At 60.2% G+C, this 22,132-nt stretch carries 24 protein-coding genes and 1 tRNA gene; 15 read left to right on the top strand and 10 right to left on the bottom strand.

The annotated features are described in order from the left end of the window. Positions 1–26 precede the first annotated feature (26 nt). Both BM346_RS11640 and BM346_RS11635 read left to right on the top strand, forming a co-directional pair. A complete protein-coding gene (locus BM346_RS11640; RefSeq protein ID WP_092012507.1) occupies positions 27–650 on the top strand; it encodes an RNA polymerase sigma factor in 624 nt (207 codons plus the stop codon). Next, entirely contained in the window at positions 644–880 is a 237-nt protein-coding gene (locus BM346_RS11635) for a zf-HC2 domain-containing protein (RefSeq protein WP_092012504.1), read from the top strand. The genes BM346_RS11640 and BM346_RS11635 overlap by 7 nt, the downstream gene beginning before the upstream one ends. Before the next feature lie 31 nt (positions 881–911). Here the strand turns inward: BM346_RS11635 and BM346_RS11630 are convergent, their stop codons facing one another. Continuing rightward, positions 912–1,748 carry a sterol desaturase family protein gene (locus BM346_RS11630; protein ID WP_092012501.1) on the bottom strand — a complete coding sequence of 279 codons (837 nt, stop codon included), beginning with the start codon at positions 1,746–1,748 and terminating at the stop codon, positions 912–914. Between the two features lie 14 nt (positions 1,749–1,762). Further along, on the bottom strand, positions 1,763–2,419 hold the full coding sequence (locus BM346_RS11625; RefSeq protein ID WP_092012498.1) for an ArsR/SmtB family transcription factor: 657 nt from the start codon (positions 2,417–2,419) through the stop codon (positions 1,763–1,765). A 120-nt stretch (positions 2,420–2,539) separates the two neighbouring features. Between BM346_RS11625 and BM346_RS11620 the strand changes: the two genes are divergently transcribed. From BM346_RS11620 to BM346_RS11595, 6 genes are all read left to right on the top strand, one after another. Next, positions 2,540–2,884: a DsrE/DsrF/TusD sulfur relay family protein gene (locus BM346_RS11620; RefSeq protein ID WP_092012495.1), complete on the top strand. Its 345-nt coding sequence runs from the start codon at positions 2,540–2,542 to the stop codon at positions 2,882–2,884. A gap of 27 nt (positions 2,885–2,911) precedes the next feature. After that, on the top strand, positions 2,912–4,129 hold the full coding sequence (locus BM346_RS11615) for an MFS transporter (protein ID WP_092012492.1): 1,218 nt from the start codon (positions 2,912–2,914) through the stop codon (positions 4,127–4,129). Between the two features lie 305 nt (positions 4,130–4,434). Next, positions 4,435–6,861 (top strand): hypothetical protein, encoded by a 2,427-nt coding sequence (locus BM346_RS11610; protein ID WP_227662810.1) that lies wholly within the window; start codon positions 4,435–4,437, stop codon positions 6,859–6,861. A gap of 159 nt (positions 6,862–7,020) precedes the next feature. Continuing rightward, positions 7,021–7,299, top strand: a complete 279-nt coding sequence (locus BM346_RS18105; RefSeq protein WP_092012486.1) for a hypothetical protein — start codon at positions 7,021–7,023, stop codon at positions 7,297–7,299. Positions 7,300–7,355: 56 nt separating this feature from the next. Beyond that, a complete protein-coding gene (locus BM346_RS11600) occupies positions 7,356–8,009 on the top strand; it encodes a DinB family protein (protein WP_227662811.1) in 654 nt (217 codons plus the stop codon). Between the two features lie 123 nt (positions 8,010–8,132). Next, positions 8,133–8,777 carry a c-type cytochrome gene (locus BM346_RS11595; protein ID WP_092012480.1) on the top strand — a complete coding sequence of 215 codons (645 nt, stop codon included), beginning with the start codon at positions 8,133–8,135 and terminating at the stop codon, positions 8,775–8,777. A gap of 135 nt (positions 8,778–8,912) precedes the next feature. On the opposite strand, the gene BM346_RS18100 is transcribed toward BM346_RS11595, so the two are convergent. The 5 genes from BM346_RS18100 to BM346_RS11575 all read right to left on the bottom strand — a co-directional run bounded on the left by BM346_RS18100 (position 8,913) and on the right by BM346_RS11575 (position 11,935). After that, positions 8,913–9,083, bottom strand: coding sequence for a DUF3179 domain-containing protein (locus tag BM346_RS18100; protein WP_167812591.1), 171 nt, complete (start codon positions 9,081–9,083; stop codon positions 8,913–8,915). Positions 9,084–9,133: 50 nt separating this feature from the next. Further along, on the bottom strand, positions 9,134–9,796 hold the full coding sequence (locus BM346_RS11590) for a haloacid dehalogenase type II (protein WP_092012478.1): 663 nt from the start codon (positions 9,794–9,796) through the stop codon (positions 9,134–9,136). Positions 9,797–9,850: 54 nt separating this feature from the next. Beyond that, a complete protein-coding gene (locus tag BM346_RS11585; RefSeq protein WP_092012475.1) occupies positions 9,851–10,474 on the bottom strand; it encodes a YbhB/YbcL family Raf kinase inhibitor-like protein in 624 nt (207 codons plus the stop codon). 95 nt (positions 10,475–10,569) lie between these two features. Then, positions 10,570–11,244 (bottom strand): TVP38/TMEM64 family protein, encoded by a 675-nt coding sequence (locus tag BM346_RS11580; protein WP_227662812.1) that lies wholly within the window; start codon positions 11,242–11,244, stop codon positions 10,570–10,572. Between the two features lie 136 nt (positions 11,245–11,380). Continuing rightward, positions 11,381–11,935 (bottom strand): carboxymuconolactone decarboxylase family protein, encoded by a 555-nt coding sequence (locus BM346_RS11575; RefSeq protein WP_092012472.1) that lies wholly within the window; start codon positions 11,933–11,935, stop codon positions 11,381–11,383. 104 nt (positions 11,936–12,039) lie between these two features. Here BM346_RS11575 and BM346_RS11570 point away from each other — a divergent pair, with 104 nt between their 5' ends. The 4 genes from BM346_RS11570 (at position 12,040) to BM346_RS11555 (ending at position 16,447) form a co-directional block, all read left to right on the top strand. Next, a complete protein-coding gene (locus BM346_RS11570) occupies positions 12,040–12,651 on the top strand; it encodes a TetR/AcrR family transcriptional regulator (RefSeq protein ID WP_092012469.1) in 612 nt (203 codons plus the stop codon). Positions 12,652–12,687: 36 nt separating this feature from the next. Next, a complete protein-coding gene (ilvD, locus tag BM346_RS11565; RefSeq protein ID WP_092012466.1) occupies positions 12,688–14,364 on the top strand; it encodes a dihydroxy-acid dehydratase in 1,677 nt (558 codons plus the stop codon). Between the two features lie 125 nt (positions 14,365–14,489). Next, positions 14,490–15,797, top strand: coding sequence for an NAD(P)/FAD-dependent oxidoreductase (locus BM346_RS11560; RefSeq protein ID WP_092012463.1), 1,308 nt, complete (start codon positions 14,490–14,492; stop codon positions 15,795–15,797). A gap of 224 nt (positions 15,798–16,021) precedes the next feature. Continuing rightward, complete coding sequence (locus BM346_RS11555; RefSeq protein WP_092012459.1) at positions 16,022–16,447, top strand: tetratricopeptide repeat protein; 426 nt, start codon at positions 16,022–16,024, stop codon at positions 16,445–16,447. 196 nt (positions 16,448–16,643) lie between these two features. On the opposite strand, the gene BM346_RS11550 is transcribed toward BM346_RS11555, so the two are convergent. Further along, a tRNA-Gly gene (locus tag BM346_RS11550) sits at positions 16,644–16,717 on the bottom strand. A 94-nt stretch (positions 16,718–16,811) separates the two neighbouring features. On the opposite strand from BM346_RS11550, the gene BM346_RS11545 reads away from it, so the two are divergent. The 3 genes from BM346_RS11545 to BM346_RS11535 all read left to right on the top strand — a co-directional run bounded on the left by BM346_RS11545 (position 16,812) and on the right by BM346_RS11535 (position 19,743). Beyond that, a complete protein-coding gene (locus tag BM346_RS11545; RefSeq protein WP_092012456.1) occupies positions 16,812–18,527 on the top strand; it encodes a potassium/proton antiporter in 1,716 nt (571 codons plus the stop codon). Positions 18,528–18,796: 269 nt separating this feature from the next. Then, positions 18,797–19,234 (top strand): L,D-transpeptidase family protein, encoded by a 438-nt coding sequence (locus tag BM346_RS11540; protein WP_406812892.1) that lies wholly within the window; start codon positions 18,797–18,799, stop codon positions 19,232–19,234. Positions 19,235–19,461: 227 nt separating this feature from the next. Further along, positions 19,462–19,743 carry an Lpp/OprI family alanine-zipper lipoprotein gene (locus BM346_RS11535; RefSeq protein WP_092012450.1) on the top strand — a complete coding sequence of 94 codons (282 nt, stop codon included), beginning with the start codon at positions 19,462–19,464 and terminating at the stop codon, positions 19,741–19,743. 107 nt (positions 19,744–19,850) lie between these two features. Here BM346_RS11535 and BM346_RS11530 read toward each other — a convergent pair whose 3' ends face one another. Both BM346_RS11530 and BM346_RS11525 read right to left on the bottom strand, forming a co-directional pair. Then, a complete protein-coding gene (locus BM346_RS11530) occupies positions 19,851–20,654 on the bottom strand; it encodes a slipin family protein (RefSeq protein WP_174805139.1) in 804 nt (267 codons plus the stop codon). Then, the gene (locus tag BM346_RS11525) at positions 20,651–22,123 is read right to left on the bottom strand and encodes an NfeD family protein (RefSeq protein WP_092012444.1); all 1,473 of its coding nucleotides are present in this window, start codon (positions 22,121–22,123) and stop codon (positions 20,651–20,653) included. The genes BM346_RS11530 and BM346_RS11525 overlap by 4 nt, the downstream gene beginning before the upstream one ends. Positions 22,124–22,132: the final 9 nt, after the last annotated feature.

The raw sequence follows: 22,132 nt of genomic DNA, 5'->3' as shown, positions 1-22,132 counted from the left end.
CTGAGCGGAAAGGGAAGTAATCAGTCATGGCAACACTCTCAGACACCCCCCAAAAGGAAGCAGGTCTCGTTGACGCCCTGAAAGCCGGAGACCAGCAAGCGTTCCGGATCGCCGTCAGGGAATACTCGCCAGACATGCTGGCGGTTGCACGCTACTACCTGGACCACTCCAGTGCCGAAGATGTGGTTCAGGACACCTGGGTTAACGTTGTCGACGCGATACAGAAGTTCGAGGGTCGCTCCGGGCTGAAGACGTGGCTGCACCGTATTGTCGCCAATCGCTGCAAGAACCGGCTGAGGACCGCCAACCGGGAGGTTTCCAGCGAATTCGGTGAAGTGCTGGAGCCAGGAATCGCTGATCGCTTCGAGTCGGGCGGTCGCTGGGCGACACCCCCAAAGCTGCGCTTCGAGGAGCATGCCGAATCACTGATGGAAAACGACGCCCTCAGTGAGTGCCTCGACAAGCACCTGTCATCTCTTCCCGAGAAACAGCGTTCGGCGGTCATGCTGTATGAAGCCCACCAGCATAATGCGGACGATGTGTGTAACATCCTGGACATCAATGCGTCTAACCTGAGGGTACTGGTTCATCGTGCCCGTCAGAAGATTTACCTTATGGTGGAACGCTTCCAGGAGACCGGCGAATGCTGATGTGTCGAGATCTGGCCAGAATTAGCAGCGATTACATTGATGGTAACCTGGGCACGGCGGACAACCTTTCCGTAAAGATGCACATACTGATGTGCAAGGACTGCCGCTCCTTTATCGGCAACCTGCGTGAGAGTGTCCGACTGCTGAAAGGGCACTCCGGGTTCCGTCTCGACGAGGAATACGCGAATCGCCTCGATTCAGCGGTCGAAAAGGCGCTGAAGGAACAGTAGGGCAACTGCCGCATACCGGGAGTGCGGTCTTTCAGCCCAGCCCCATCTTACTGCCACTTGATAGCACGTTTTTCCTGAGAGGCTGGATCAGCATCTGGTCCAGCCTCAGGTCCCGTTCCGTCCTGAAATCCTCGATACCGATGGTCATGCCCAGATGACCCTTTTCGGGCTGATTCCGGTACGTACCGAACAGACGGTCCCACCAGGGAAGGTTAAAGCCGAAATTGCTGTCGGTTTCCCGCCGTATGATCGAATGGTGGACCCGGTGCATCTCCGGTGTCACAACAAGCAGCCGTAACCATCTGTCGATCCAGCCCGGTAACCGAACGTTGCCATGATTGAACATGGAGGTGGCATTGAGTACAACCTCGAAGACCAGGACGGCCAGTGCGGGCGCCCCAAGCAGCAGAACCACCGCCACCTTGATGCCCATGGACAGGATGATTTCAACCGGATGAAAGCGCAGTCCCGTGGTGACATCAAACTCCAGGTCCGCATGGTGCATCCGGTGCAGCCGCCACAACCAGGGCACCGCGTGAAACAGCCGGTGCTGGAAATAGATGGCAGCATCCAGCACGACAATGGCCAGAAGCACGGAGAGCCATCCAGGCAGGGCCACCAGGTTCAGCAACCCCCACCCATTCTCCGATGCCACCAGAGCGACGCCGACCGCGGCGAACGGGAATATCGCCCTGACCGCCAGCGTATCCAGAAGGACAATCAGAAGGTTGCCGGGCCACCGGACCCGGCGGCCAATGGCCTGTGGGCGGCGAGCCGCGAACACTTCCCACAGGGCCATGATGGCCAGAACGGAGAGGAAAAAGCCGGCCCGGATCAGAGGTTCATTGGCGAGGAACGTATCGGTCATGTCCCGGCCTCATTTCAATGAACGGGCAAGCCAGCGGCTTTCCACTCGGGAAAGCCTTCATCAAAGCGCCGGATCCGAAAGCCCAGGGCCCGCAGCCGCTGGACCGCTTCATGGGAGAGCACGCAGTAGGGCCCCCGGCAGTAAGCCACGATTTCCCGATCCCGGGGGAGCTCTTCCAGCATCATTTCCAGCTGGTCGAGAGGAATATTGATGGCATCGGGCAGGTGCCCGGCCCTGAACTCGTCTTCGGGGCGTACATCGAGCAGGGCTACCGCCCCCCTCTTCAGCCCCGACAGCAGTTCATCCCGGGAGATAGCCTCCAGCGCGCCATCGGGATTGTCGTCGGCAAACAGCCGGCTTACCAGGCGCTCCATTTCCGCCAGATTGGTTTCCGCCACGTCCCGCATCAGGCTCAGCAGGGTGACAACCCGCTGGTCAGTCAAACGATAGATCATCTGCTTGCCGGAACGGCTGGCGGTCACCAACCCGGCTCTGCGCAGATGCTGGAGATGGGCGGAGGCATTGCCAACGGTAAGGTCAGCGGTTTTCGCCAGCGCGTCCACAGCGGCTTCCCCCTGGGCCAGACGCTCCAGCAGGGCAAGCCGGTGCCCATGTCCCAGGGCTTTGCCGATCTGGGACAGGGTGTCGAACAGATCCTCTCGGGCGGTCATCGCTTTAGTCCTCTCCAGAAAACGTCATGGCAAACCCATGCCTGAATCGACCTTGACAGACTTCAATATTCTCTTATTCTAACAATTAATAGAATGTTAGCAAGATTGAGGCAGAGAATCATGAAAGCGCTGATCATAATCAATGACCCGCCTTATGGCACCGAGCGACTCTATAACGGACTGCGACTGGCCCATGCCCTGCTCAAGCAGGAGTGCGAGGTTACTGTTTTCCTGATGGGGGATGCGGTTGCCGGAGCCAAGTCCGGTCAGAAGACGCCTGATGGCTTTTACAACGCGGAACGCATGGTCAAAAGGGTCGCCATCAAGGGGGAGGTTCAGCTGTGCGGGACCTGTATGGATGCCCGGGGCATTACTGAGGATGAGATAGTGAAGGGAGCCGAGCGGAGCACCATGGATGCCCTGGCCGATGCCACCATCAGTGCCGACAGGGTGCTGGTTTTCTGAACTGCCTTACCGAGGAGCAAACCGTCCATGGACCCCTACCATCTCCAGAAGCGCAATGTGGCCATTCTGGTGGTCAGCCAGACCCTGTTCATGGTGGCCGCCATTACCGTCATGACCCTGAGCGGCGTGGTGGGGCAGCAGCTGAGCCCCGACCCCGGCCTGGCAACTCTGCCGATCGCTGTCATGATGCTGGGCACGGTGGTGTCCACCCTCCCCGCTTCGCTCTACATGAAGCGGGTAGGCCGGCGCCGGGGCTTTATGACAGGAGCCAGTCTCGGCGGCGTCGCCGGCGGCCTGCTGAGTTTCACCGCGATCGGACTGGGGTCTTTCTGGCTGTTCTGTCTCGGCAGTGCATTGCTGGGGCTCTACCAGGGTTTTGCCATGTATTACCGGTTTGCGGCGGTGGACGTCGCCAGCCCGTCTTTCCGCAGTCGGGCGATTTCCTTTGTTCTGGCCGGCGGCGTGGCGGCGGCGTTCCTCGGACCGTGGAACGCCAGTCTGGCAACCGGACTGGTTGCCGGCGTCCCTTCCGGTGGCCCCTATCTGGTGATAGCCATCCTTGCCCTGCTGGCTATGGGCCTGCTGAGCCAGTTGAGGGTTCCGCCCGGCGGTGAGCCGCGCCCCGGCGAAACCACCCGCCCCATGCCCGCCATCGCCCGCCAACCGGCTTTTCAGGTGGCGGTGATCGCCGGTGCCATCGGCTATGCGATCATGATACTGGTCATGACCGCCACGCCATTGGCCATGCGGGCCCGGGGCTTCGAGATGGGGCAGATTGCCTTCATCATGCAATGGCATGTGCTGGGCATGTATGTTCCCTCTTTCATAACCGGCAGCCTGATTGCCCGTTTCGGTGTGGGCCGTATCCTGCTGGCTGGCAGCGTACTGCTGGCGGGTACGGTGGGCGTCGCGGTCCTCGGTAACACCCTGGTCCATTTCTGGCTTGCCCTTGTCCTGCTGGGGATCGGCTGGAACTTCCTGTTTGTGGGAGGCAGCACGCTGCTATCCACAACCCATTCCGAAGGGGAGAGGGGGAAGGTGCAGGGCATTAACGACCTGGCCATATTTTCCCTGGTGGCCGTGGGCTCTCTGATGTCGGGCTCACTGCTGCACCACCTTGGCTGGGAAACACTGAACCTGATCATGCTGGCGCCCATCACGCTGGTCCTGCTTGCCATCATCTGGCTGCGAATGAACTCCGCGCCCCGGCCCGCCACCACGGGAGCCGGCATCCGCGACGCCTGAATGACACCACTTCGCCCCGACACCGGAAGTCCGGGGCCTGTTTTCCCCTGATGCCTCTTAACAAAAGTTCGCCGCAAGACTGCTACCTGCGACTGCCCCCCTCCCGGTGACCGAAAGTGATCTCTCCAGGGATGAGAGACTGTTTATTGCCGCAGATCGAGCAAAATTTATCTGTAACAACTCCCCAAGCCGTGTGTCTGCAATAGAAGAAAAACCGAAAACTGTTGAGCCAGCTCTTTCCGGGTTCGATCTCCGGCGGCGGCAAGACAGAATAAAAAAAACCGGCCGAGGGGGGAAGCGCAAAGATGACGCGACACTACTGGATGGGTGGCAACCGCAGTTACGAGCAGGACCGTTTTTTTGAAACTTCTCTCAGTAAGACTGACTGGCAGGCAGCGGACAGCGCGGAAGAATGGGACGCCTGCTGGTACACCGGCATGCCCGACCCCGGTTTTTTCCAGAACCTGGGACCCGGAAGGAAAATCAATCACATCCCGGGTAACAATGCCCTGACCGTCAAAAGCCGGCTCTACCAGAGCCTGGCAATTCTCCGGGAGCGGGTGACGGTCCAGGAGAACGGCGCCTCCGCACTGTCTGACAGACTGCAGTTCTTTCCCCGGGTTTACAGCATGCCCGATGACTACCACGCCTTCCAGCAGGCGGCCTTCGATAATCCCTCCCGGCGCTGGATACTCAAGCCCAAGAACGCAGCCCGGGGCAAGGGCATACAGCTGGTCAAGGATCCTGCCAGGGTTCCCATGGAATCCTCCTGGATGGTGCAGGAGTACATTGAAAATCCCCACACCATGCATGGGCGCAAATACGTTCTGCGGCTTTACGTCGCCATATCATCCGTGACTCCCCTGCGGGTCTATCTGTACCGTCAGGGCTTCGCCAAGCTCGCCTCGGCTCCCTACGACGCGGAAAACGCGGACAACCCCTACAGCTACCTCACCAATCCCGACGTGAATGCGCTGAACCTGGACGCCGAAGTGCCGGTCGAATTCGTCGACCTGGAGCGGTACCGGGCCTGGCTTCGGGAGCAGGGGCATGACGATGCCATCCTCTTCGCCCGGGTCGAGGACATGGTCGCCCTGACTTGCCTTTCCGCACTGGAGTCCATGCGTGAACGGTCCCGGACGATCGGTGCGGATACCCGGGGATGTTACGAGCTGCTGGGCATCGACTGCCTGATCGACGAGACACTCAAGCCATGGGTACTGGAATGCAATCTCAGCCCTTCCCTGGAAGTGTGTGCCGGGCCGGAGAGCGGTGGAGCAATCGAAGAAGGCGTCAAGGGCACGATGGTGGCGGACCTGGTCAATCTCGTGGGGCTGAACGACCAAACCGGGATTGACGGGGGTGTTTCCCCGGAAGAGCAGCTGCTTGCGGAAACCGAACAGGAACTGGCCCGGGCCGGTAACTTCAAGCGCCTGCTTCCCTCCGAAGACCCGGCCGCCTATCTGCCATTTTACACCCTGCCCCGCCTCGAGGACTGGATCGTCTCAAGGGCCCTGGCCAGTGGGGAATTAACCCAACCCACCCTGCAGCGCCGTTGCGCCGAGGATATGATCAGTGAGGACCGGGTGTACGTTTACGATACCCGCCGGGGGCACCTCAGCGAACTGAATGAAACCGCTTCGCTGATCTGGCTCATGGCCACGGATGGAATCGCACCGGATGACATAGCCGATGCCCTGCTCCAGTCCGCCCGGCAGGGCGCCGCCAACGAACCGGATGCCTGGGCAGTTCGCCAGGATGTCTGGAACTCCCTGGCGAACTGGACCAACAACCGCCTCCTGGTGCAGACAGGCACGCCGGGCGTTACCTCCATTAAGCCGAGGCCTGAGGACCACCAGCCCCCGCCGATTTCCGAGCCCTTCTCGTGCCTGGTCGGATGCGGGGGCTTCCAGGTGGAGTGCCTGACCGACAGCCCCACCGTGATCAGTCGCATCGGCCCGCTGCTTCTCCCCCTTGCATCGACTGCCCGCCAGAAGGAGCACTCACGGCTTGAAATCGTGCGTGGCACCCCTGGGTACACCCTGGTTCTGGACGGCAAGGTGATCAGGGAGCGCCTGGGACTCGCACATGTCGCACTGGCTGTAATGGCCTGCCTGACCCACCATTCGGCGGGTCCAGGCGATATCATTGTCGACGCGGGCCTTGTCTGCTCCGCAGATGAGCCGGGAAGCGCCGTGCTGGTTGCCAGCAGTCCTTCCGGGCTCGGCGATCTGCCCGCGCTGGAGCTCGCCAGCCGGCTGGGAGCAAGCTTTGGCCGGGCCCTCCGGATTCCGGGCAATGCTGGCACATCCATGTTTGCCCTTGGCCTGCCAGCGCAGGTGCCCGGTACAGGGACCGTCGATCCCACGTCGTCAGAACGTTTTTCAACGCATTCCCTGGCAAACGATCGCGAGGTCATGCTGCGACCGGCCTCGGCTGGCGTGGCGGGACTGCACTGCCACATCAATACGGTATTGATACCGGTGGAGACACTTCCGGAGGAAGAGGACGGTATCCGGGCGATCTCGGTTACCGAAACCCTGAAGCATCTTATTTCCGCCTGTTGTGGCTCCGGGGGCAGGCCCCTGGATACCTCCGGATTTTCAAGGTTGTCTGAATGGCTGGAAGGTGCGAACCGCTTCCTTGTTGTTGCCGGCAGCCTCGACGCCGTAATCCCTCAGCTACAGCCAGGGGAGACGCTGCGGTACACCAGCGGCATGAACGCCAGCTGAGTGACAGACATTGAGGGTGTTTGCTGGCCTCCGCCGTCAGGTCATCGCCAGCAACCCCGGGTGGTAATGGGGTGCCGTTAACGGCTTTTACCTCCCGGCTGAAGACCCGGGCACACATGCCCGGCGTTAACCAAAGCAACGGGCAAGAGAGGAAATATCATGTCCAGACATACCCAGAAAAGACAGTTGTTACGAAAGCTTGCCAGAGGAATCACCTACACCGGACCAGTACTCGCTGTTGTTGTGGGCGCCTCCGCATTCAGTGGTGCCGCCACTGCGGATGTCAGTGTGGAAAACAGTGCGGAGCGTGACCACCTGATGCTCGCTTATGGCGAGGCAGAGGGGGAAGCCAAGGGTAAAGCCGAAGGTGAAGGTGAAGGCGAAGGCGAAGGTGAGGGCGAAGGTGAGGGTGAGGGTGAGGGTGAAGCCGAAGGCTAAGCCTGAATCCTGGCTCCTTACAAAGGCAGCGGCCGGGGCAGGGTTGGATCTGATTCATGATTTCCCTCCCCCGCGCCGGGCCTGCCTGCCATCCTGATTTACGGCTTTCAGGTACTGAATCTACCCAGTCAGCACGGGTGATAAAAATGTCAAAATCAAGCTCCGACCCAGTTAGTTGTGAAGGCCTTGTCGCCGAAAACCTTCACGCAATCCAACAGCTTGTGGATCTGCTCGTCGTATTGCCCGGGAAGCTGTACCGACAAACCTTCGGGGCCAGGGGAAAGCATGTTATCGGCAAGCACGTGCGCCATATCATCGACCACTACGTCTCGTTCCAGAAGGCTGTCAGCGGAGATCCGTCAAAGCCGCTGGATTATGAAAGCCGGCAGCGTGAGGAAAGCCTTGAGCTGGACATTCACGCCGCCCGAAACCGACTCCTCGCGATTGCCCGTTTTTTAGACAGGCTTTCCCTTTCGCCCCGGAACGCGCCCTTGTGGATGGAACATGTGAGCGGCGATCAGCGGGTTCCGGTCTCCACGACCGCTGAGCGGGAACTCGTATTTCTCACCAGCCATACCATTCACCACATGGCGATTATCGCAATGCTGGCCGAACAGGGTGAAGTCGAGGTCGTGGAGGGGTTCGGGGTCCATCCGTCCACATTGCGGCACCAGAAGCAGTTGCAAATGCAGATGGCCAGGAGTGCGTGAGCCGGAGCCCGGAGAAAGGCCGGCCTGATCAAGGTAACAGAATGCAGAAAGGCGTCACCGCCTTGTGGGAACGGAATCATACCTGACAGGGCAAAAAAACAATGACTACCGGAGAGCGATCAAATGAACACTGACAATCATCGAAAGGAACTTCTGCAAAAACTGTCCCGGAACTTCATGATCTCGGTGCCAGTAATGACAGTGGTAGCAATGGCCGGCGCCACGGCCGTTTCAGACCATGGTCCGGGACTGATTCCCTCGGCCGAAGCCGGTCAGGGTGAAGCCGAGGGGGAAGCCCACAGCGAAGCTGAAGGTGAAGCCGAAGGAAAATCCGAAGGAGAAGGTGAAGGTGAGGGTGAAGCCCAAGGTGAAGGTGAGGCCGAGGGTGAGGGGGAAGGCATTTCTGAAAAAATGAAAGCCGCTGTCCAGCGGCCCTCGGATTACCAGCCTCATGAAGGCGATGCCCGCGCCCTGGCTGAAAAAGGCAAGGCGCTGTTCAGTGACACCTCGCTTTCCACCAATGGCCTGTCCTGTCAGACGTGTCATGCCAATGGCGCTGGTTACGCCGATACTTTCTCGAAGGATTACCCACACTCCGTCGAGATGGCAAAGACCGACTTCGGACTGGACCAGGTAACCCTGGATGAAATGGTTCAGGTCTGTATGGTGGCTCCCATGGCAGCCCAGCCATTGGAATGGGATTCCGAAGAACTTGCCGCCCTGACTGAATACATGCGAGTCGAGCAGGAGAATTTCAGGCAACGATGACAACGGGCTCCTGTCTCCCGGATCTTGCCGGGCCCCTGGGGAGTGGGCTTCTTTTCACAGGGGCCCATATTTGTCGGTTCGATCGGTTACTTCCACCCAACGGACAGCATCGCCCGGTTTCATGACCATCCGATCCTATTCATCAGTGACCTGAAAAATCGTTGTTTCCGGGTAAAAGGTATACCAGGCGAACCAGAACGCCCGGGTCGCCGCCAACTCCTCCCCCATGGAATCCGTCACCCAGGCATTGGGCACCCCGGCATCGTAATGAACGCTGACCACCTGCCCACCAATAGTGTCCCGCAACGGACTCGAAGCCTTTTCCAGCTCCGGAAGACACGGGGGCCGAAGCAATATTACAGGGCGGCCGCCACGGCTTGAGGCAGCGTATCCGCCAGTGCCAGGGGCTGCCCCATCAGGGGATGGAAACTGGCGTCCTGCCGCTTCACCCATACGGCGCCAAGCCCCGCCTGCAAAGCTCCGTGAACGTCCCAGGCATGAGCCGCGATCAGGGTTGCGTCTGCCGGCTCCACTCCGCATCTCCGGGACGCCTCCCTATAAACGTCGGCTTTGGGTTTCCAGACCTTGAAGTCCTCAATGGAAATGACATCGTCCACAAGGTCCGTCAGCCCGGCATTGCTCACCAGTTTCTCGGTATTGGCCCGCGACCCGTTGGTCAGAAGCACAGAGCGCACGCCGGCCGTTCGCGCCGCTTCCAGCGCGCCCCGCACGTCGGAGTGAGCCGGCAGCTTTCCGAAGACCGCCAGAATGTCACGGAGCACGTCGTCGGTTACCGGCTGCCAGTGGCTTTCCAGAAGCACGCGCAGGGTGCCGGCGGCAATTTCCGGGAAGGGTCTGAACACACCCGCGGCGGATAGCGCAAAGGCGTCCCGCAGTATCTGGGCGAAGAACAGGTCAGCCGCCTCTTCTGGCAGACCCTCCGCCTCCAGACGGGCCTTCAGGGGTCGCAGGGAAAACAGCGTCTCTATGACATCGAACAGGATCACGCGGGTGCTCATGGACTGACTCTCCGTGCTCCGCTCCTGGCAGAGGTTACAGGCAAAACCGAACCATCAGCGCAGATCCGGGTTGAGGGTATAGGTACCGGTCACCCGGTCGCTGGCCAGTATGTGCCCTTCCATGGCCTCGCGCACCGCCTCGCCATCGAACTCACCTTCCAGGCCCAGGGTCTCGACGTCGAGGGCATAGACCTCAAAATGATAGTGGTGGATCAGTTCGTCGTTCCAGGGCGGGCAGGGCCCGTCATAGCCACCGTAGGTGCCGGCCATGTCGGGGTTATCCGCAAGGAACTGGGTGAAATTGTTGACACCGCGAACGCCAATGGGACCGGGACCGGGGTCCTTGCCCTTGGGGATGACGCCGTCACTGTCTTCTCCCTCTGGAATACGGCTGGTCGAGGCCGGAACGTCCACCAGCAACCAGTGAAAAAAATCCACTCTGGGCAGGTCCCTGGAGACGGTCTTGCCCTCCTGGTTGACGTCGTCCGCCTCGCTGGGAACATCGGGGTCAAACATGACCACCGCGAAGCTTCTGGTGCCCTCGGGGGCGTCCTGCCAGGACACCTCCGGGTTGCGGTTGGGTCCGAAGTTCATGTGGTTTTCTTCGCTGTACACACCAAATGCAAATTTCTCGGGGATCGGCTTTCCGTCGTCAATACCATTGACGTGAACTTTCATGGCTTGCTCCTGTTGGCTTTCAATGACCGATCTTCCGGTTTTAGCAGTTGCGCACCGGATTTGTCCAGATCGATGGCTTAACTCACGGGCACCACTCAGCGACGGGAGGCGCGGCCACGCTGGTGCCACAACCAGGGCATTACCGTCATGACGACCAGTACCAGCCCTGCGGCAAAAACGGTCCATAAAGGGTGCAACTCAAAGGTATTGCCAAGGCCCGCGAACACGAAGGTCATTGGCAGCATGCCGATAACCGACGCCAGCAGGAACCGTGTGACCGTCACCGAGGTAAGGCCCGCCGCATAGCTGATCAGGGCAAAGGAAAACACGGGCACCAGGCGGGTGAAGAGGATTCCCCAGAACAGGGCTCGCTGAGAGGCATCGGGGGCGAACATCGGGTGGTCCTTCAGCTTCTGGCGAAAGAATTCCCGCGCCAGGATGCGGCTGGTCCAGAACGCCACCAGGGCACCCAGCGCGGCACCGGTCACGGCAATCAACGTTCCGTAGAACATGCCGAATGCCAGCCCGGCGGCGGCGCTGACCGGCAGGGTGGGAATCGGGCCAACAACCACGGCGAGTACCATCAACAGCACCAGCAATACCGGCCCCAGGGCCCCCTCGCCCCGAAGCCATGCAGCGAGATCGCCGGGGGAGAGGGTCGTCGGGGCACCGAGCTCCAGCAGGGTCAGCCAGATACCGGCAAGCAATAACGTCAAGCCGGCGATGGCCATCAACCGGATTATCAGCTGCTGACGTTGCAGGGTTCTCAAGGCACATCCACTCCTGGCACAAAAAAGGCGCGTCACTATACCGTAACGCGCCAAAGGAGGGGTAAACCCTGAGTTCAACAAGTGAGGCTCTGACCTCACCTGTTGGACCCCCGGGCTGCCCGGGAATTACAGGAAATCAGGAATTTTTCTTCCAGGCGAACTTTTTGAACGGCTCGTCGATGGGCGTCTCGGCAATGTGGTTGACATAGTTACTCATGGTCTTCTGGGCCACACCGAGAATCACCTCCAGTACCTGGCGCTGACCATAGCCGGCCTCGTAAAAGGCGTTCAGGTCCTCGCTGGTGACGTTGCCACGCTTGCGAACCACCGCAAGAGTAAAGGTACGTAAAGCCTCAAGCCTGTCATCCGGCAGCGGTGTTTCGTTGCGAAGAGCCTCGGTGATTTCATCGGGCACCTTCATCATCTGGGCGATGCCGGTGTGGGCAGGTACGCAGTAGTGGCATTCGTGCTCCACGTTGATGCTCTGCCAGACCACGGTCTGCTCGTTGGCATCAAGGCTGGTCTTGGTAAACAGGCCATGCAGGGTCTGATACCCCTCAAGGACCCCCGGGGCCTCGGCCATGACCGCGTGAAGGCTGGGGATCATACCCATCCTCTTCTTTGATCCCTCGAGCAGGGGTTTCGAGTCTTCCGGAGCCGAGTCGATGTCGTGCAGTTTGAAATCAGTCATATGTCCTCTTTTTTGAGCATTCATTCAAATTCACCTCTACTCTAGCTGTTTTTGAGTGATCACTCAAGTTATACTTGGGCTGAATTTCATCAAGAAGTAATGCCATGCCGAGAATTGCCAAATACGATCGCGACAAGGCCCTGGAGAGCGCCGTTAACCTGTTCTGGGAACGGGGCTATGGCGGTGCTTCCATGAAACAGATCGAACAGGCTCTGGATATGCGCCCTGGCAGTATCTATGCCACCTTCGGCAGCAAGGACGGCCTGTTCCGGGAGGCACTGGATGTCTATGCCGGGCGCATGTCCCGGTCACTGGCGGAAGCGATGGCAACCGCTCCCAGCACCATGGGTGGCGTGTTCAATTACCTCCGCTCCCTTACCGGCGAGATCACCGCCCCCGATTCCCCGGCCCGGGCCTGCATGGTGGTAAAGACCCTGCTGGAGGTCACCGAGGACCAACAGGAACTGCGCGCCCTGGTCAACGAGCGCCTTCAGGCCGTGGAAGACCACCTTACCGGGCTGCTCGAACAGGCCCATCAGCGGGGGGAACTGAAAGCGGACGTGGACTGCCGGCGGCTGGCACGGCTCATCCAGGCCCAGATCATGGGTCTGCGCTCCCTCGCCCAGCGGGACATAGCCGTGGAAGACATCAAAATACTGGCCGAAGACATCATCACGGCCCTTGGCGCCTTTACGCAGGACCCTGTCTCACACTAATCTCTTGAAACCATTCGTTTGGCAGAGGGACACACCATGAACAATGACAAACGGCGTCGCCATTCCGCTGTGGTGGTTGATGGCCTGGGCAAATCCGCCAGCCGCGCCATGCTGCGGGCCGTGGGCTTTACCGACGAGGATTTCCAGAAGCCCCAGGTGGGCATCGCCTCCACCTGGAGCAACCTTACCCCCTGCAATATGCACATTGACGTACTGGCCCGGGAAGCCGCCAAGGGGGCCGATGGCGCCGGTGGCAAGAGCCTGATCTTCAATACCATCACCGTCTCTGACGGCATCGCCAACGGCACAGAGGGCATGAAGTACTCCCTGGTGTCCCGGGAGGTGATTGCCGACTCCATTGAGACCGTCGCCGGCTGCGAGGGGTTCGACGGCCTGGTGGCGATCGGCGGCTGCGACAAGAACATGCCCGGCTGCCTGATGGGCCTGGCACGACTGAACCGGCCTTCGGTGTTCGTTTATGGCGGCACCATCAAACCGGGCGAAAATCACACCGACATCATCTCGGTATTTGAAGCCGTGGGTGCCCATGCCCAGGGCAACATGGACCTGATCGAAGTCAAGCAGATCGAGGAAACCGCCATACCCGGACCCGGTTCCTGCGGCGGCATGTACACCGCGAACACCATGGCCTCCGCCATTGAGGCCATGGGTATGAGTCTGCCCGGCAGTTCCGCCCAGAACGCTGTTTCCGACACCAAGCTCCAGGACTGCGAAGCAGCCGGCGCGGCGGTGCTGACCCTGCTGGAGCGGGACATCAAGCCTTCGGACATCATGACCCGGGAGGCCTTCGAGAACGCCATCACCGTGACCATCGCCCTGGGCGGCTCCACCAACGCCGTCCTTCACCTACTGGGAATGGCCAGCACCGTGGGCGTCGAGCTGACCCTGGACGACTTTGTCCGTATCGGCAAACAGGTACCGGTACTGGCGGACCTGCGCCCGTCGGGCCATTACATGATGTCGGAATTGGTGGCCATTGGCGGCATCCAGCCGCTGATGAAGATGCTGCTGGACCGTGGCCTGCTGCACGGTGACTGCCTCACCGTGACCGGCCAGACCCTGGCGGAGAACCTGGCAACGGTTGATCCCTATCCGGAAGACCAGGACATCATCCGCGCCTTTGACAATCCCATCAAATCGGACAGCCACCTCCGCATCCTCTATGGCAATCTGTCACCCACCGGCGCCGTGGCAAAGATCACGGGCAAGGAAGGTACTCACTTCACCGGCAAGGCCCGGGTCTTTCACTCCGAGGAGGAAGCCCAGGAGCGCATCCTGGACGGTACCGTCGTGGCCGGGGACGTGGTGGTGATACGCTATGAAGGTCCCCGGGGCGGTCCCGGCATGCGGGAGATGCTCAGTCCCACCTCCGCCATCATGGGCAAGGGCCTGGGCAGCGATGTGGCGCTGATTACCGACGGCCGCTTCTCCGGTGGCAGCCACGGCTTCGTGGTGGGCCATATCACGCCGGAAGCCGCTGAAGGTGGCCCCATCGCACTTGTGGAGAACGGTGACACCATTACCATCGATGCGGTGGACAACACCATTGAGCTCGACATTTCCGACGAGGAGATGGAGCGTCGGCGCAATGCCTGGCAGCCGCCGGCACCTAGGGTGACCCGGGGGGTGCTTGCCAAGTACGCCCGCACCGTCAATTCTGCCTCCCAGGGGGCGGTGACCGACCTGCCATAACAATGGGCCCGGGCAAGCCATGCCCGGGCCCATAACCCGGCTATCCTCGTCCATGCCCAGGGAAGAGAGCCAGACGTCCTTTTCAGTGAGGATTTCTGCCTGTCCTCACTGATTGGAAGTCCGAAATGGATCACAAACATCATATCGTCGTGGTTGGCGGCGGTGCCGGCGGTCTTGAACTGGTGACCCGCCTGGGCAACAGACTCGGCCGTCGCGGCAAAGCCCGCATCACCCTGGTGGATGCCGGCCTGACCCACGTCTGGAAGCCCCTGCTTCATGAAGTCGCCTCCGGCTCGCTGGATGCCAATGCCAACGAGATTAACTACCGGGCCCATGCCCGCAAGCATCATTATGAATTCCAGCTCGGAAGGATGACGGGGCTGGACCGGAGTGAGCGCGAGATCGTTATTGCCCCGTTTCTGGACGGAGACGGCGATGAGGTGGTGCCCGAGCGCCGCATTCCCTACGACACCCTGGTGCTGGCCGTCGGCAGCACCGCCAACGACTTTGGCACACCGGGTGCCCAGGACCACTGCCTGTTTCTCGACAGCCTGCCCCAGGCCCGGCGATTCCACAACCTGATGCTCAATGCCTTCCTGCGCAAGAATCACTACGCCAGGGAAGGCCGCCCCCATCCGTTACCCATCACCATCATCGGCGCGGGCGCCACCGGCGTGGAACTGGCAGCGGAACTGCGCCTGGCTTCGCGGGAGCTACCCGTCTATGGCATGAACCACCTGGCCCCTGAGGACATCCACATTTCGGTGATCGAAGCGGCTGACAGGATTCTGCCGGCGTTGCCGCCCCGACTGTCACTGGCCGCCACCCGGGAACTGGAACGTCAGGATGTGAAAGTGCTTACCGGACAACCGGTGGCGGAGATCCGTGATAGCGGCATCGTCATGAAGGACGGGACCGAACTGCCTTCGGAAATGACCATCTGGGCAGCGGGCATCAAGGCACCGGTCTGGTTACGCGCCCTGGACCTGGAGCTCAACCGCAGCAACCAGCTGGTGGTCAGGCAGACCCTGCAATCCATCACCGACCCCGATATCTTCGCCCTCGGCGACTGCGCCGCCTGTCCTCAGCCGGGCTCGGAGCGGCCCGTTCCGCCCAGGGCCCAGGCAGCCCACCAGCAGGCGGACACCCTCTTCAGGACCCTGCGCCACCGGATCCAGGGCGGCGAGGCGGTGCCTTTCGTCTATCGCGATCACGGCTCGCTCATCAACTTCAGCCGTTACACCACGGTGGGTAACCTGATGGGCAACCTGTCAGGTCGTTCGATGTACGTGGAGGGGAAAGTGGCCAGGCTGTTCTACGCCTCGCTGTATCGGATGCACCAGAACGCACTGCACGGACCGCTGCGAACGGCCATCATCTGGGCCATGGACCGGGTAAGCCGGGCCATGCAGCCGCGGCTGAAGCTGCACTGATCGGGACCAGACACCTGCCCCATTCAGACGGCCAGCCCTGATCGACAACGTATCGCTCACCGCAGGCAGCGAGGGGAGTAACTCCTCGCCGGTTGACCCGAAATAGCTGACCTCTCAGGAAACAGGGTGCGGAAAGGTACTTTAGTACCGTTCCCCCCTCCCAGCTGATCCTGCTAGCTTGGACTGACAAGGATTAACTCACGCGGCCGGGAGCGGAAGCTAACATGTTCTTCAACAGGAAAGTTCTCAATACGATGATGCTCGCGGCGCTGATGGTTCTGCCAACTCATTCAGAGACAGTCCGGGCATCAGACGACCAGACCCGCGTCGCCCGGGACATCATCCGGACCCTGGAGGCTTACGCAGTCTACAAAATGGGCCAGTACGACCTGGCGTTCGAGCGCTACCTCGCTCTCGCCAAGGACGGAAACCATCAGGGCATGCTGAATGCGGCCAAGATGTACGCGGAAGGCAAAGGTGTGGCACAGAGTGACAGTGAGTCCTTCAGGTGGTACCGAACGGCGGCGGAAGCCGGTGTGCAGACCGGCATGGAGGAGACAGCGAACGCCTACCGTAAAGGTATAGGCGTGCAAAAGGATCCCGAGAGGGCAAGGTATTGGGAAACGCGCGCCGAGGAGGCCGGGCGCTAAGCTTCTGACCATGATATGGACCCATGGCCGCCCACCGCTCGGTCAGGGGACCTCGGATACTCAATTCAGATCAAAGGGCATGGTGGTCCGGTCCCTTCCACAGCTCGAACTGACTCTTCCCTGGGTCAGCCACCCTCAGAGTGCGTGGGACCAGGTTCCTCCGCTGCATTGGGAAGGTGCTCCAAATCGAGCAGTATGGAGCGGGTGAAGGGAATCGAACCCTCGTCTTAAGCTTGGGAAGCTTCTGCTCTACCATTGAGCTACACCCGCGCAGGCCCAATATAGGCCTGCCAGTCAAATCAGGCAAGTGCCCTCGGCCGTCATGGTCAGCTAGTATTAAGACGGCAACCTCACTGGAGACTCCATGGACCCTTACGTGATCCTCATCGGCGCCGCCATGCTCATCACGAGCATTCTGCTCAGCCCGCTTTCCAGCCGGGTGGGCATGCCGGTGCTACTGATATTCCTGGCGGTGGGGATGCTCATGGGAGAGGACGGCGCCGGAGGTATCCGCTTCGACAATTTCGAACTGGCGTTTGTGATTGGCAATCTGGCCCTGGCGGTAATCCTGCTGGATGGCGGTATGCGGACGAGGGCCGAGACCTTTCGGGTCGGCCTGAAGCCGGCTCTGGTGCTGGCCACGCTGGGCGTGTTCATCACCGCGGCGCTGGCGGGGCTCTGCGCCTGGCTGGTGTTTGATATGCACTGGATGATCGCATTGCTGATCGGCGCCATCATTTCATCAACCGACGCCGCCGCGGTGTTCTCGCTGCTTCAGGGCCATGGCCTGCACCTCAACGAACGGGTCAGCGCCACCCTGGAGATCGAATCCGGCAGCAACGACCCCATGGCCATCTTCCTGACCCTGATGCTGGTGAGTCTTATTGGCCAGGAAGGGGCATCCACCCTTGCCGACGGCCTGATGATGCTGGTCCGGCAATTCGGCATAGGGGCAGTCGTCGGGGTGGCAGGTGGGTTTATCATCGTGGAGATGGCAAACCGGGTGCGCCTGACACCCGCACTCTATCCCCTGATGGTGGTGGCGGCCGGGCTTTTTGTCTTCGCCGGGACCAACATCCTCAGTGGCAGCGGCTTTCTGGCCATCTATCTGGCAGGGGTTATCGTCGGCAACCGCCCGGTCAGAATGATGCCGATGATCCTGCAGGTCCATGATGGCCTGGCCTGGCTCGCCCAGTTGTGCCTCTTCCTGATGCTGGGATTGCTGGTCACACCGTCGTCGCTACTGTCCCTTGCCGGCAGCGGCCTGATTCTGGCGTTGGCACTGATCTTCGTGATCCGGCCCCTGGCGGTGTTCAGCACCCTCTGGCCCTTTGGCTTCAATCGACGTGAACTCTTTTTTATCAGCTGGGTGGGCCTTCGCGGCGCGGTGCCCATCGTGCTGGCGCTTTTCCCGATCATGGCGGGGGTGCCGGAGGCCCCGCAGATCTTCCACTTTGCCTTCTTTATCGTGCTGGTCTCCCTGCTGGTGCAGGGCACCTCCCTGGCGCCCCTGGCAAGGAAGCTCAAACTGGAGGTGCCGGCCACGGGCGAGCCCTATCGGCGCCTTCCCCTGGACGTATCCGCCGCCGGTGACCATGAACTGATGCTGTTCCCGCTCAGGGGCGACCGCTGGAATGAGCCGCGCCCGCTGGGCCAGCTGAGGCTGCCGGAAAATACAGCCATTGCCGGCATCTTCCGCAATCATGAATGCTTCGCCCCGGCACCTGACCTGCACATCGGCAGGGACGATGTGGTCGCGGTATTCGCTGTTTCCAACAGTCTCACGGAACTGGGCAAGGCCCTTTCAGGCAGGCCGACGCCAGAGCACCTGGCAGAACGGACCTTCTTTGGCGACTTCGTGCTCAATGGTGACGCCCTGCTTGGAGACGTGGAGCAGGTCTACGGCATCGAGTTCGACGAACTGCCTCCGGAACTGTCCTTGGCCGAATGCTTCGCCAAGCGAACCAAGGGCCATCCGGTGGTGGGCGACAAGGTGAAACTGGGCCCGGTGGTACTCGTGGCAAGGGCCACCGAGGCGGACCGGGTGACCAAGGTGGGACTCAAGATGACCGACTCCTGACCTGGCGTGGGTGAGCGACGGCGGCTGACATGACGCTCGGGAAAATTCCGACATCGTTTGTGACATATCACCACAAACCTTCGCTTCGCCCGTGTCCGGGAATATGCTATAAGATGAGGAAATATTGATCATTTCGGCGGAATTCTGACCTATCCATGAGAGCTTCCATGACCCCGCTCGTCCAAAGACTGACGCTGGCCACGATACTGGCACTGGTTTTCTCCCTGGCGGCGCCCTGGTTGTCCGCCGCCGAGCTCCGCACCCTGGCCATGGCCACGCCGCCGGCGGTCAGTGAAGTGGTGGTGAAAAAGGAGCAGCGTCGGCTGTACCTGATGGCCCATGGTGAGGTGATTCGCAGTTACCGCATTTCCCTCGGCAAGAGCCCGACGGGACACAAACTCTATGAAGGGGACAGCCGCACGCCGGAAGGTAGCTATACCCTCGATTTCCGCAATCCTCACAGCGACTTTTACAAGTCCATCCGGATTTCCTATCCCAATCACAAGGACCGTCGCCAGGCGGAATCCTGGGGGTTGAATCCAGGCGGCAATATCATGATTCATGGCCTGCCAAACGATGTCGGCGATATGGCGTTTGCCTATATTGGCCTGGACTGGACCAACGGATGTATAGCGGTGAGCAACGAAGAGATGGATGAAATCTGGCAGCTGGTGGATGTGGGAACGCCTATCCGGATACTGCCGTGACAGGTGAAAAATCCGGGAGTTTTCAGAAAGTTCCTGACAAACGTCTTAAGTTTATGTAATTCCCTAAGAACTTTCACCTATCCGAAGTTAACATTTTTGGCATTAGTGTTTTACACTGTAAACGAATCCGATGATTTTGTTCATCGGAGCTGATTTTTGACAGGATGTTATTCAATCCAAACTTCTGTACCACAGGAAGTATAACGACCAATAAGGGGAATTAAGACATGCGTAAGTTGACGATCGCAGGGTTTGCACTGGCCACAGCTCTGACTGCTGGCTGTGCCACCACTGATCAGGCTGCCATTGACGAGGCGCAGGCTACTGCATCTTCCGCTGAGCAGACTGCCAGCAACGCCCTGAGCACTGCCAACAACGCCGACCGCAAGGCCAACACTGCCCTGCGTCGCGCCGAGCAGGCCCTGGCTGAAGCCAAGGAAGCTCAAAAAGCGGCAGACGAAGCAAACGAGCGCGCTCGTCGCATGCTTCAGCGTTCCAGCCAGAAGTAAAAGCTGGATTACAGCTGCCAGAAAAAGGCCGGCATCCGCCGGCCTTTTTTTATCTCCCGCCCTCTACGGCCATCCGTGGCCATTACCGTACAGCCCCTGCCACCGGATTACTCATCGCTCCTCTTTGACGGGCCGGACTGGGGATTTTCCGAACCCATGGTTTTCATGAACGCCCGCATCAGGTCCATGGGCAGGGGGAAGACAATCGTCGACGCGTTGTTGTTGTTGGTACTCATGTCAGAAAGAGTCTGCAGGTACCGCAACTGCATCGCGCCGGACTCCGAAGACATGACCTCCGCCGCTTCCACCAGTTTCTTGGAAGCCTGCAGCTCACCCTCGGCGTGAATGACCTTGGCACGCCGCTCCCGCTCTGCCTCAGCCTGCCGGGCAATGGCGCGGATCATGGACTCGTTAAGATCCACGTGCTTGATCTCGACGTTGGCTACCTTGACGCCCCAGTCCTCCGTCTGGGCATCAATGATTTCCTGGATATCCGCATTGAGCTTGTCCCGCTCCGACAGCATTTCATCGAGGTCGTGCTTGCCCAGTACCGATCTCAGCGTGGTCTGGGAAAGCTGGCTGGTGGCGGAACCGAAGTCCTCCACCTGCAGGATGGCCTTCTCGGGATCAACAACGCGGTAATAGAGCACCGCGTTGACCCGGACCGTGACGTTGTCCTTGGAAATCACATCCTGACTGGGAACGTCCAGGGTAATCACCCGCAGATCAACCCGCACTATCTGTTGTATACCCGGAATGATGATAATCAGCCCCGGCCCTTTTACTCCCTGGAACCGCCCAAGGAAGAACACCACGCCCCGCTCATACTCCGGCAGGATACGGATGGCTGCAGCCAGTATCAGCAGGAGCACCACCAAGGGTGCAACCCAGGGAATCAATTCACCTATCATAATGCCTCCTCATTCTTACCCTGCGAACTGCCCGCAGGGCTGACTTTTACGGTCAGTCCTTCCACATCGTCCACCCTCAGCGTCTGGCCCTTTTCGATGGGTGCCTGGCTGACGGCGTTCCAGCGTTCGCCCCCGAGCTGCACATGGCCCCGGAATACGTCGCCGTCTGCGGTAAAATCATCCTGCGCCCGGGCACGGCCATGCTTTATGTGATCCTTGCCCACGGACGATGGTTTTCCCCGCAGACCCATGAACCGGGTAACGGTCCACAGAATAAAGCCGCCCGCCACCGCCGCGGTTCCCCCAATGATCGGGAGGGAAATATCCTGGTGGGTACCGTCCATCAGTATGACGGACCCCAGCACAAACGCCACTATGCCGCCAATTCCCAGCATGCCGAAGCTCGGCATGAACGCCTCGCCGACAATGAAAGCGAGGCCCAGCAGGATAAGGGCAAGCCCCGCGTAATTCACGGAAAGCACCTGGAAGGCGAAGAGGGCCAGCAGAAGGGAGATTGCGCCAATCACCCCGGGATAGACGCTGCCGGGATTCGCCAGCTCGAAAATGATGCCGTAAAACCCGATGATCATCAGGAAATAGGCAATGTTGGGATCGGTAATGACAGCAAGCAGGCTGGTCCGCCAGTCAGGATCCAGGCGAACTATGGTGAGGTTCTCAGTCTGAAGCACACGCTCGCCCGAGGCCATTACCACGGTGCGTCCGTCTATCTTTGCCAGCAGTTCGTCAAGGTCCCGCGCGATAACGTCGATGACGTTTTTTTCGAGGGCCTCCTCAGCGCCCAGGTTGACGCCCTCCCGGACCGCCAGTTCCGCCCAGTCGGCATTGCGGCCGTGGCGATCGGCAAGCTCCCGGATATAACTGACGGCGTCCTCCAGAACCTTGCGCTCCATGGATGTCTCGCCCCGCCGAGGCTCATCCGCCGCCTCAGGGGACTTTTCTTCCGCTGGTTTCTCGCCATCGGTCTGTTCTGGAGCGGGTTCACTGGCGGGCTCACTGGTACCGGGCATACCGCCCATCTGAACAGGGGTGGCGGAACCGAGGTTGGTGGAAGGGGCCATGGCCGCGATATGGCTGCCGTACATGATGTAAGTACCGGCACTGGCGGCACGGGCGCCACCCGGTGTGACCCAGGTGGCGACCGGGACTTCCGCCGCGAGTATGGCCTTGATCAGCTCGCGGGTGGAACTCATCAGGCCGCCGGGCGTGTCCAGACGCAGGACTACCAGCGCGGCCTCGTCTTCACGGGCCTGGTCAATGCCCCGAACCACGTAGTCCATGGTGGCCGGGCCGATGGCGCCGTCTATGGTAAGCACAACGGCTGTACGCCCGCCGTTCTGTTGGGCAGCCCCCAGCTGGATCAGCGAAAGCGTCAGTCCGGATACCAGAACCGCCAGCCATAACCAGTAACGCCTGGGTCTTGGGGTACGACTGACCTCACCTCGTGCCATGGACAACTC

Source organism: Marinobacter daqiaonensis (assembly GCF_900115285.1).
GTDB lineage: Bacteria > Pseudomonadota > Gammaproteobacteria > Pseudomonadales > Oleiphilaceae > Marinobacter > Marinobacter daqiaonensis.
Note: the sequence above shows the minus strand (reverse complement) of the source record. Positions and strands in the feature narration are given on the sequence as shown.

Excerpts from the sequence above, each read along its gene's own strand:
- BM346_RS11585 (WP_092012475.1), bottom strand. The coding sequence starts at position 10,474 with ATGAAAGTTCACGTCAATGGTATTGACGACGGAAAGCCGATCCCCGAG.
- BM346_RS11625 (WP_092012498.1), bottom strand. The coding sequence starts at position 2,419 with ATGACCGCCCGAGAGGATCTGTTCGACACCCTGTCCCAGATCGGCAAA.
- ilvD (WP_092012466.1), top strand. The coding sequence starts at position 12,688 with ATGAACAATGACAAACGGCGTCGCCATTCCGCTGTGGTGGTTGATGGC.
- BM346_RS11615 (WP_092012492.1), top strand. The coding sequence starts at position 2,912 with ATGGACCCCTACCATCTCCAGAAGCGCAATGTGGCCATTCTGGTGGTC.
- BM346_RS11530 (WP_174805139.1), bottom strand. The coding sequence starts at position 20,654 with ATGATAGGTGAATTGATTCCCTGGGTTGCACCCTTGGTGGTGCTCCTG.
- BM346_RS11640 (WP_092012507.1), top strand. The coding sequence starts at position 27 with ATGGCAACACTCTCAGACACCCCCCAAAAGGAAGCAGGTCTCGTTGAC.
- BM346_RS11595 (WP_092012480.1), top strand. The coding sequence starts at position 8,133 with ATGAACACTGACAATCATCGAAAGGAACTTCTGCAAAAACTGTCCCGG.
- BM346_RS11560 (WP_092012463.1), top strand. The coding sequence starts at position 14,490 with ATGGATCACAAACATCATATCGTCGTGGTTGGCGGCGGTGCCGGCGGT.
- BM346_RS11540 (WP_406812892.1), top strand. The coding sequence starts at position 18,797 with ATGGCCACGCCGCCGGCGGTCAGTGAAGTGGTGGTGAAAAAGGAGCAG.
- BM346_RS11630 (WP_092012501.1), bottom strand. The coding sequence starts at position 1,748 with ATGACCGATACGTTCCTCGCCAATGAACCTCTGATCCGGGCCGGCTTT.
- BM346_RS11570 (WP_092012469.1), top strand. The coding sequence starts at position 12,040 with ATGCCGAGAATTGCCAAATACGATCGCGACAAGGCCCTGGAGAGCGCC.
- BM346_RS11610 (WP_227662810.1), top strand. The coding sequence starts at position 4,435 with ATGACGCGACACTACTGGATGGGTGGCAACCGCAGTTACGAGCAGGAC.
- BM346_RS11535 (WP_092012450.1), top strand. The coding sequence starts at position 19,462 with ATGCGTAAGTTGACGATCGCAGGGTTTGCACTGGCCACAGCTCTGACT.
- BM346_RS11620 (WP_092012495.1), top strand. The coding sequence starts at position 2,540 with ATGAAAGCGCTGATCATAATCAATGACCCGCCTTATGGCACCGAGCGA.
- BM346_RS11575 (WP_092012472.1), bottom strand. The coding sequence starts at position 11,935 with ATGACTGATTTCAAACTGCACGACATCGACTCGGCTCCGGAAGACTCG.
- BM346_RS11600 (WP_227662811.1), top strand. The coding sequence starts at position 7,356 with ATGATTTCCCTCCCCCGCGCCGGGCCTGCCTGCCATCCTGATTTACGG.
- BM346_RS11590 (WP_092012478.1), bottom strand. The coding sequence starts at position 9,796 with ATGAGCACCCGCGTGATCCTGTTCGATGTCATAGAGACGCTGTTTTCC.
- BM346_RS11545 (WP_092012456.1), top strand. The coding sequence starts at position 16,812 with ATGGACCCTTACGTGATCCTCATCGGCGCCGCCATGCTCATCACGAGC.
- BM346_RS11635 (WP_092012504.1), top strand. The coding sequence starts at position 644 with ATGCTGATGTGTCGAGATCTGGCCAGAATTAGCAGCGATTACATTGAT.
- BM346_RS18105 (WP_092012486.1), top strand. The coding sequence starts at position 7,021 with ATGTCCAGACATACCCAGAAAAGACAGTTGTTACGAAAGCTTGCCAGA.
- BM346_RS11555 (WP_092012459.1), top strand. The coding sequence starts at position 16,022 with ATGTTCTTCAACAGGAAAGTTCTCAATACGATGATGCTCGCGGCGCTG.
- BM346_RS11525 (WP_092012444.1), bottom strand. The coding sequence starts at position 22,123 with ATGGCACGAGGTGAGGTCAGTCGTACCCCAAGACCCAGGCGTTACTGG.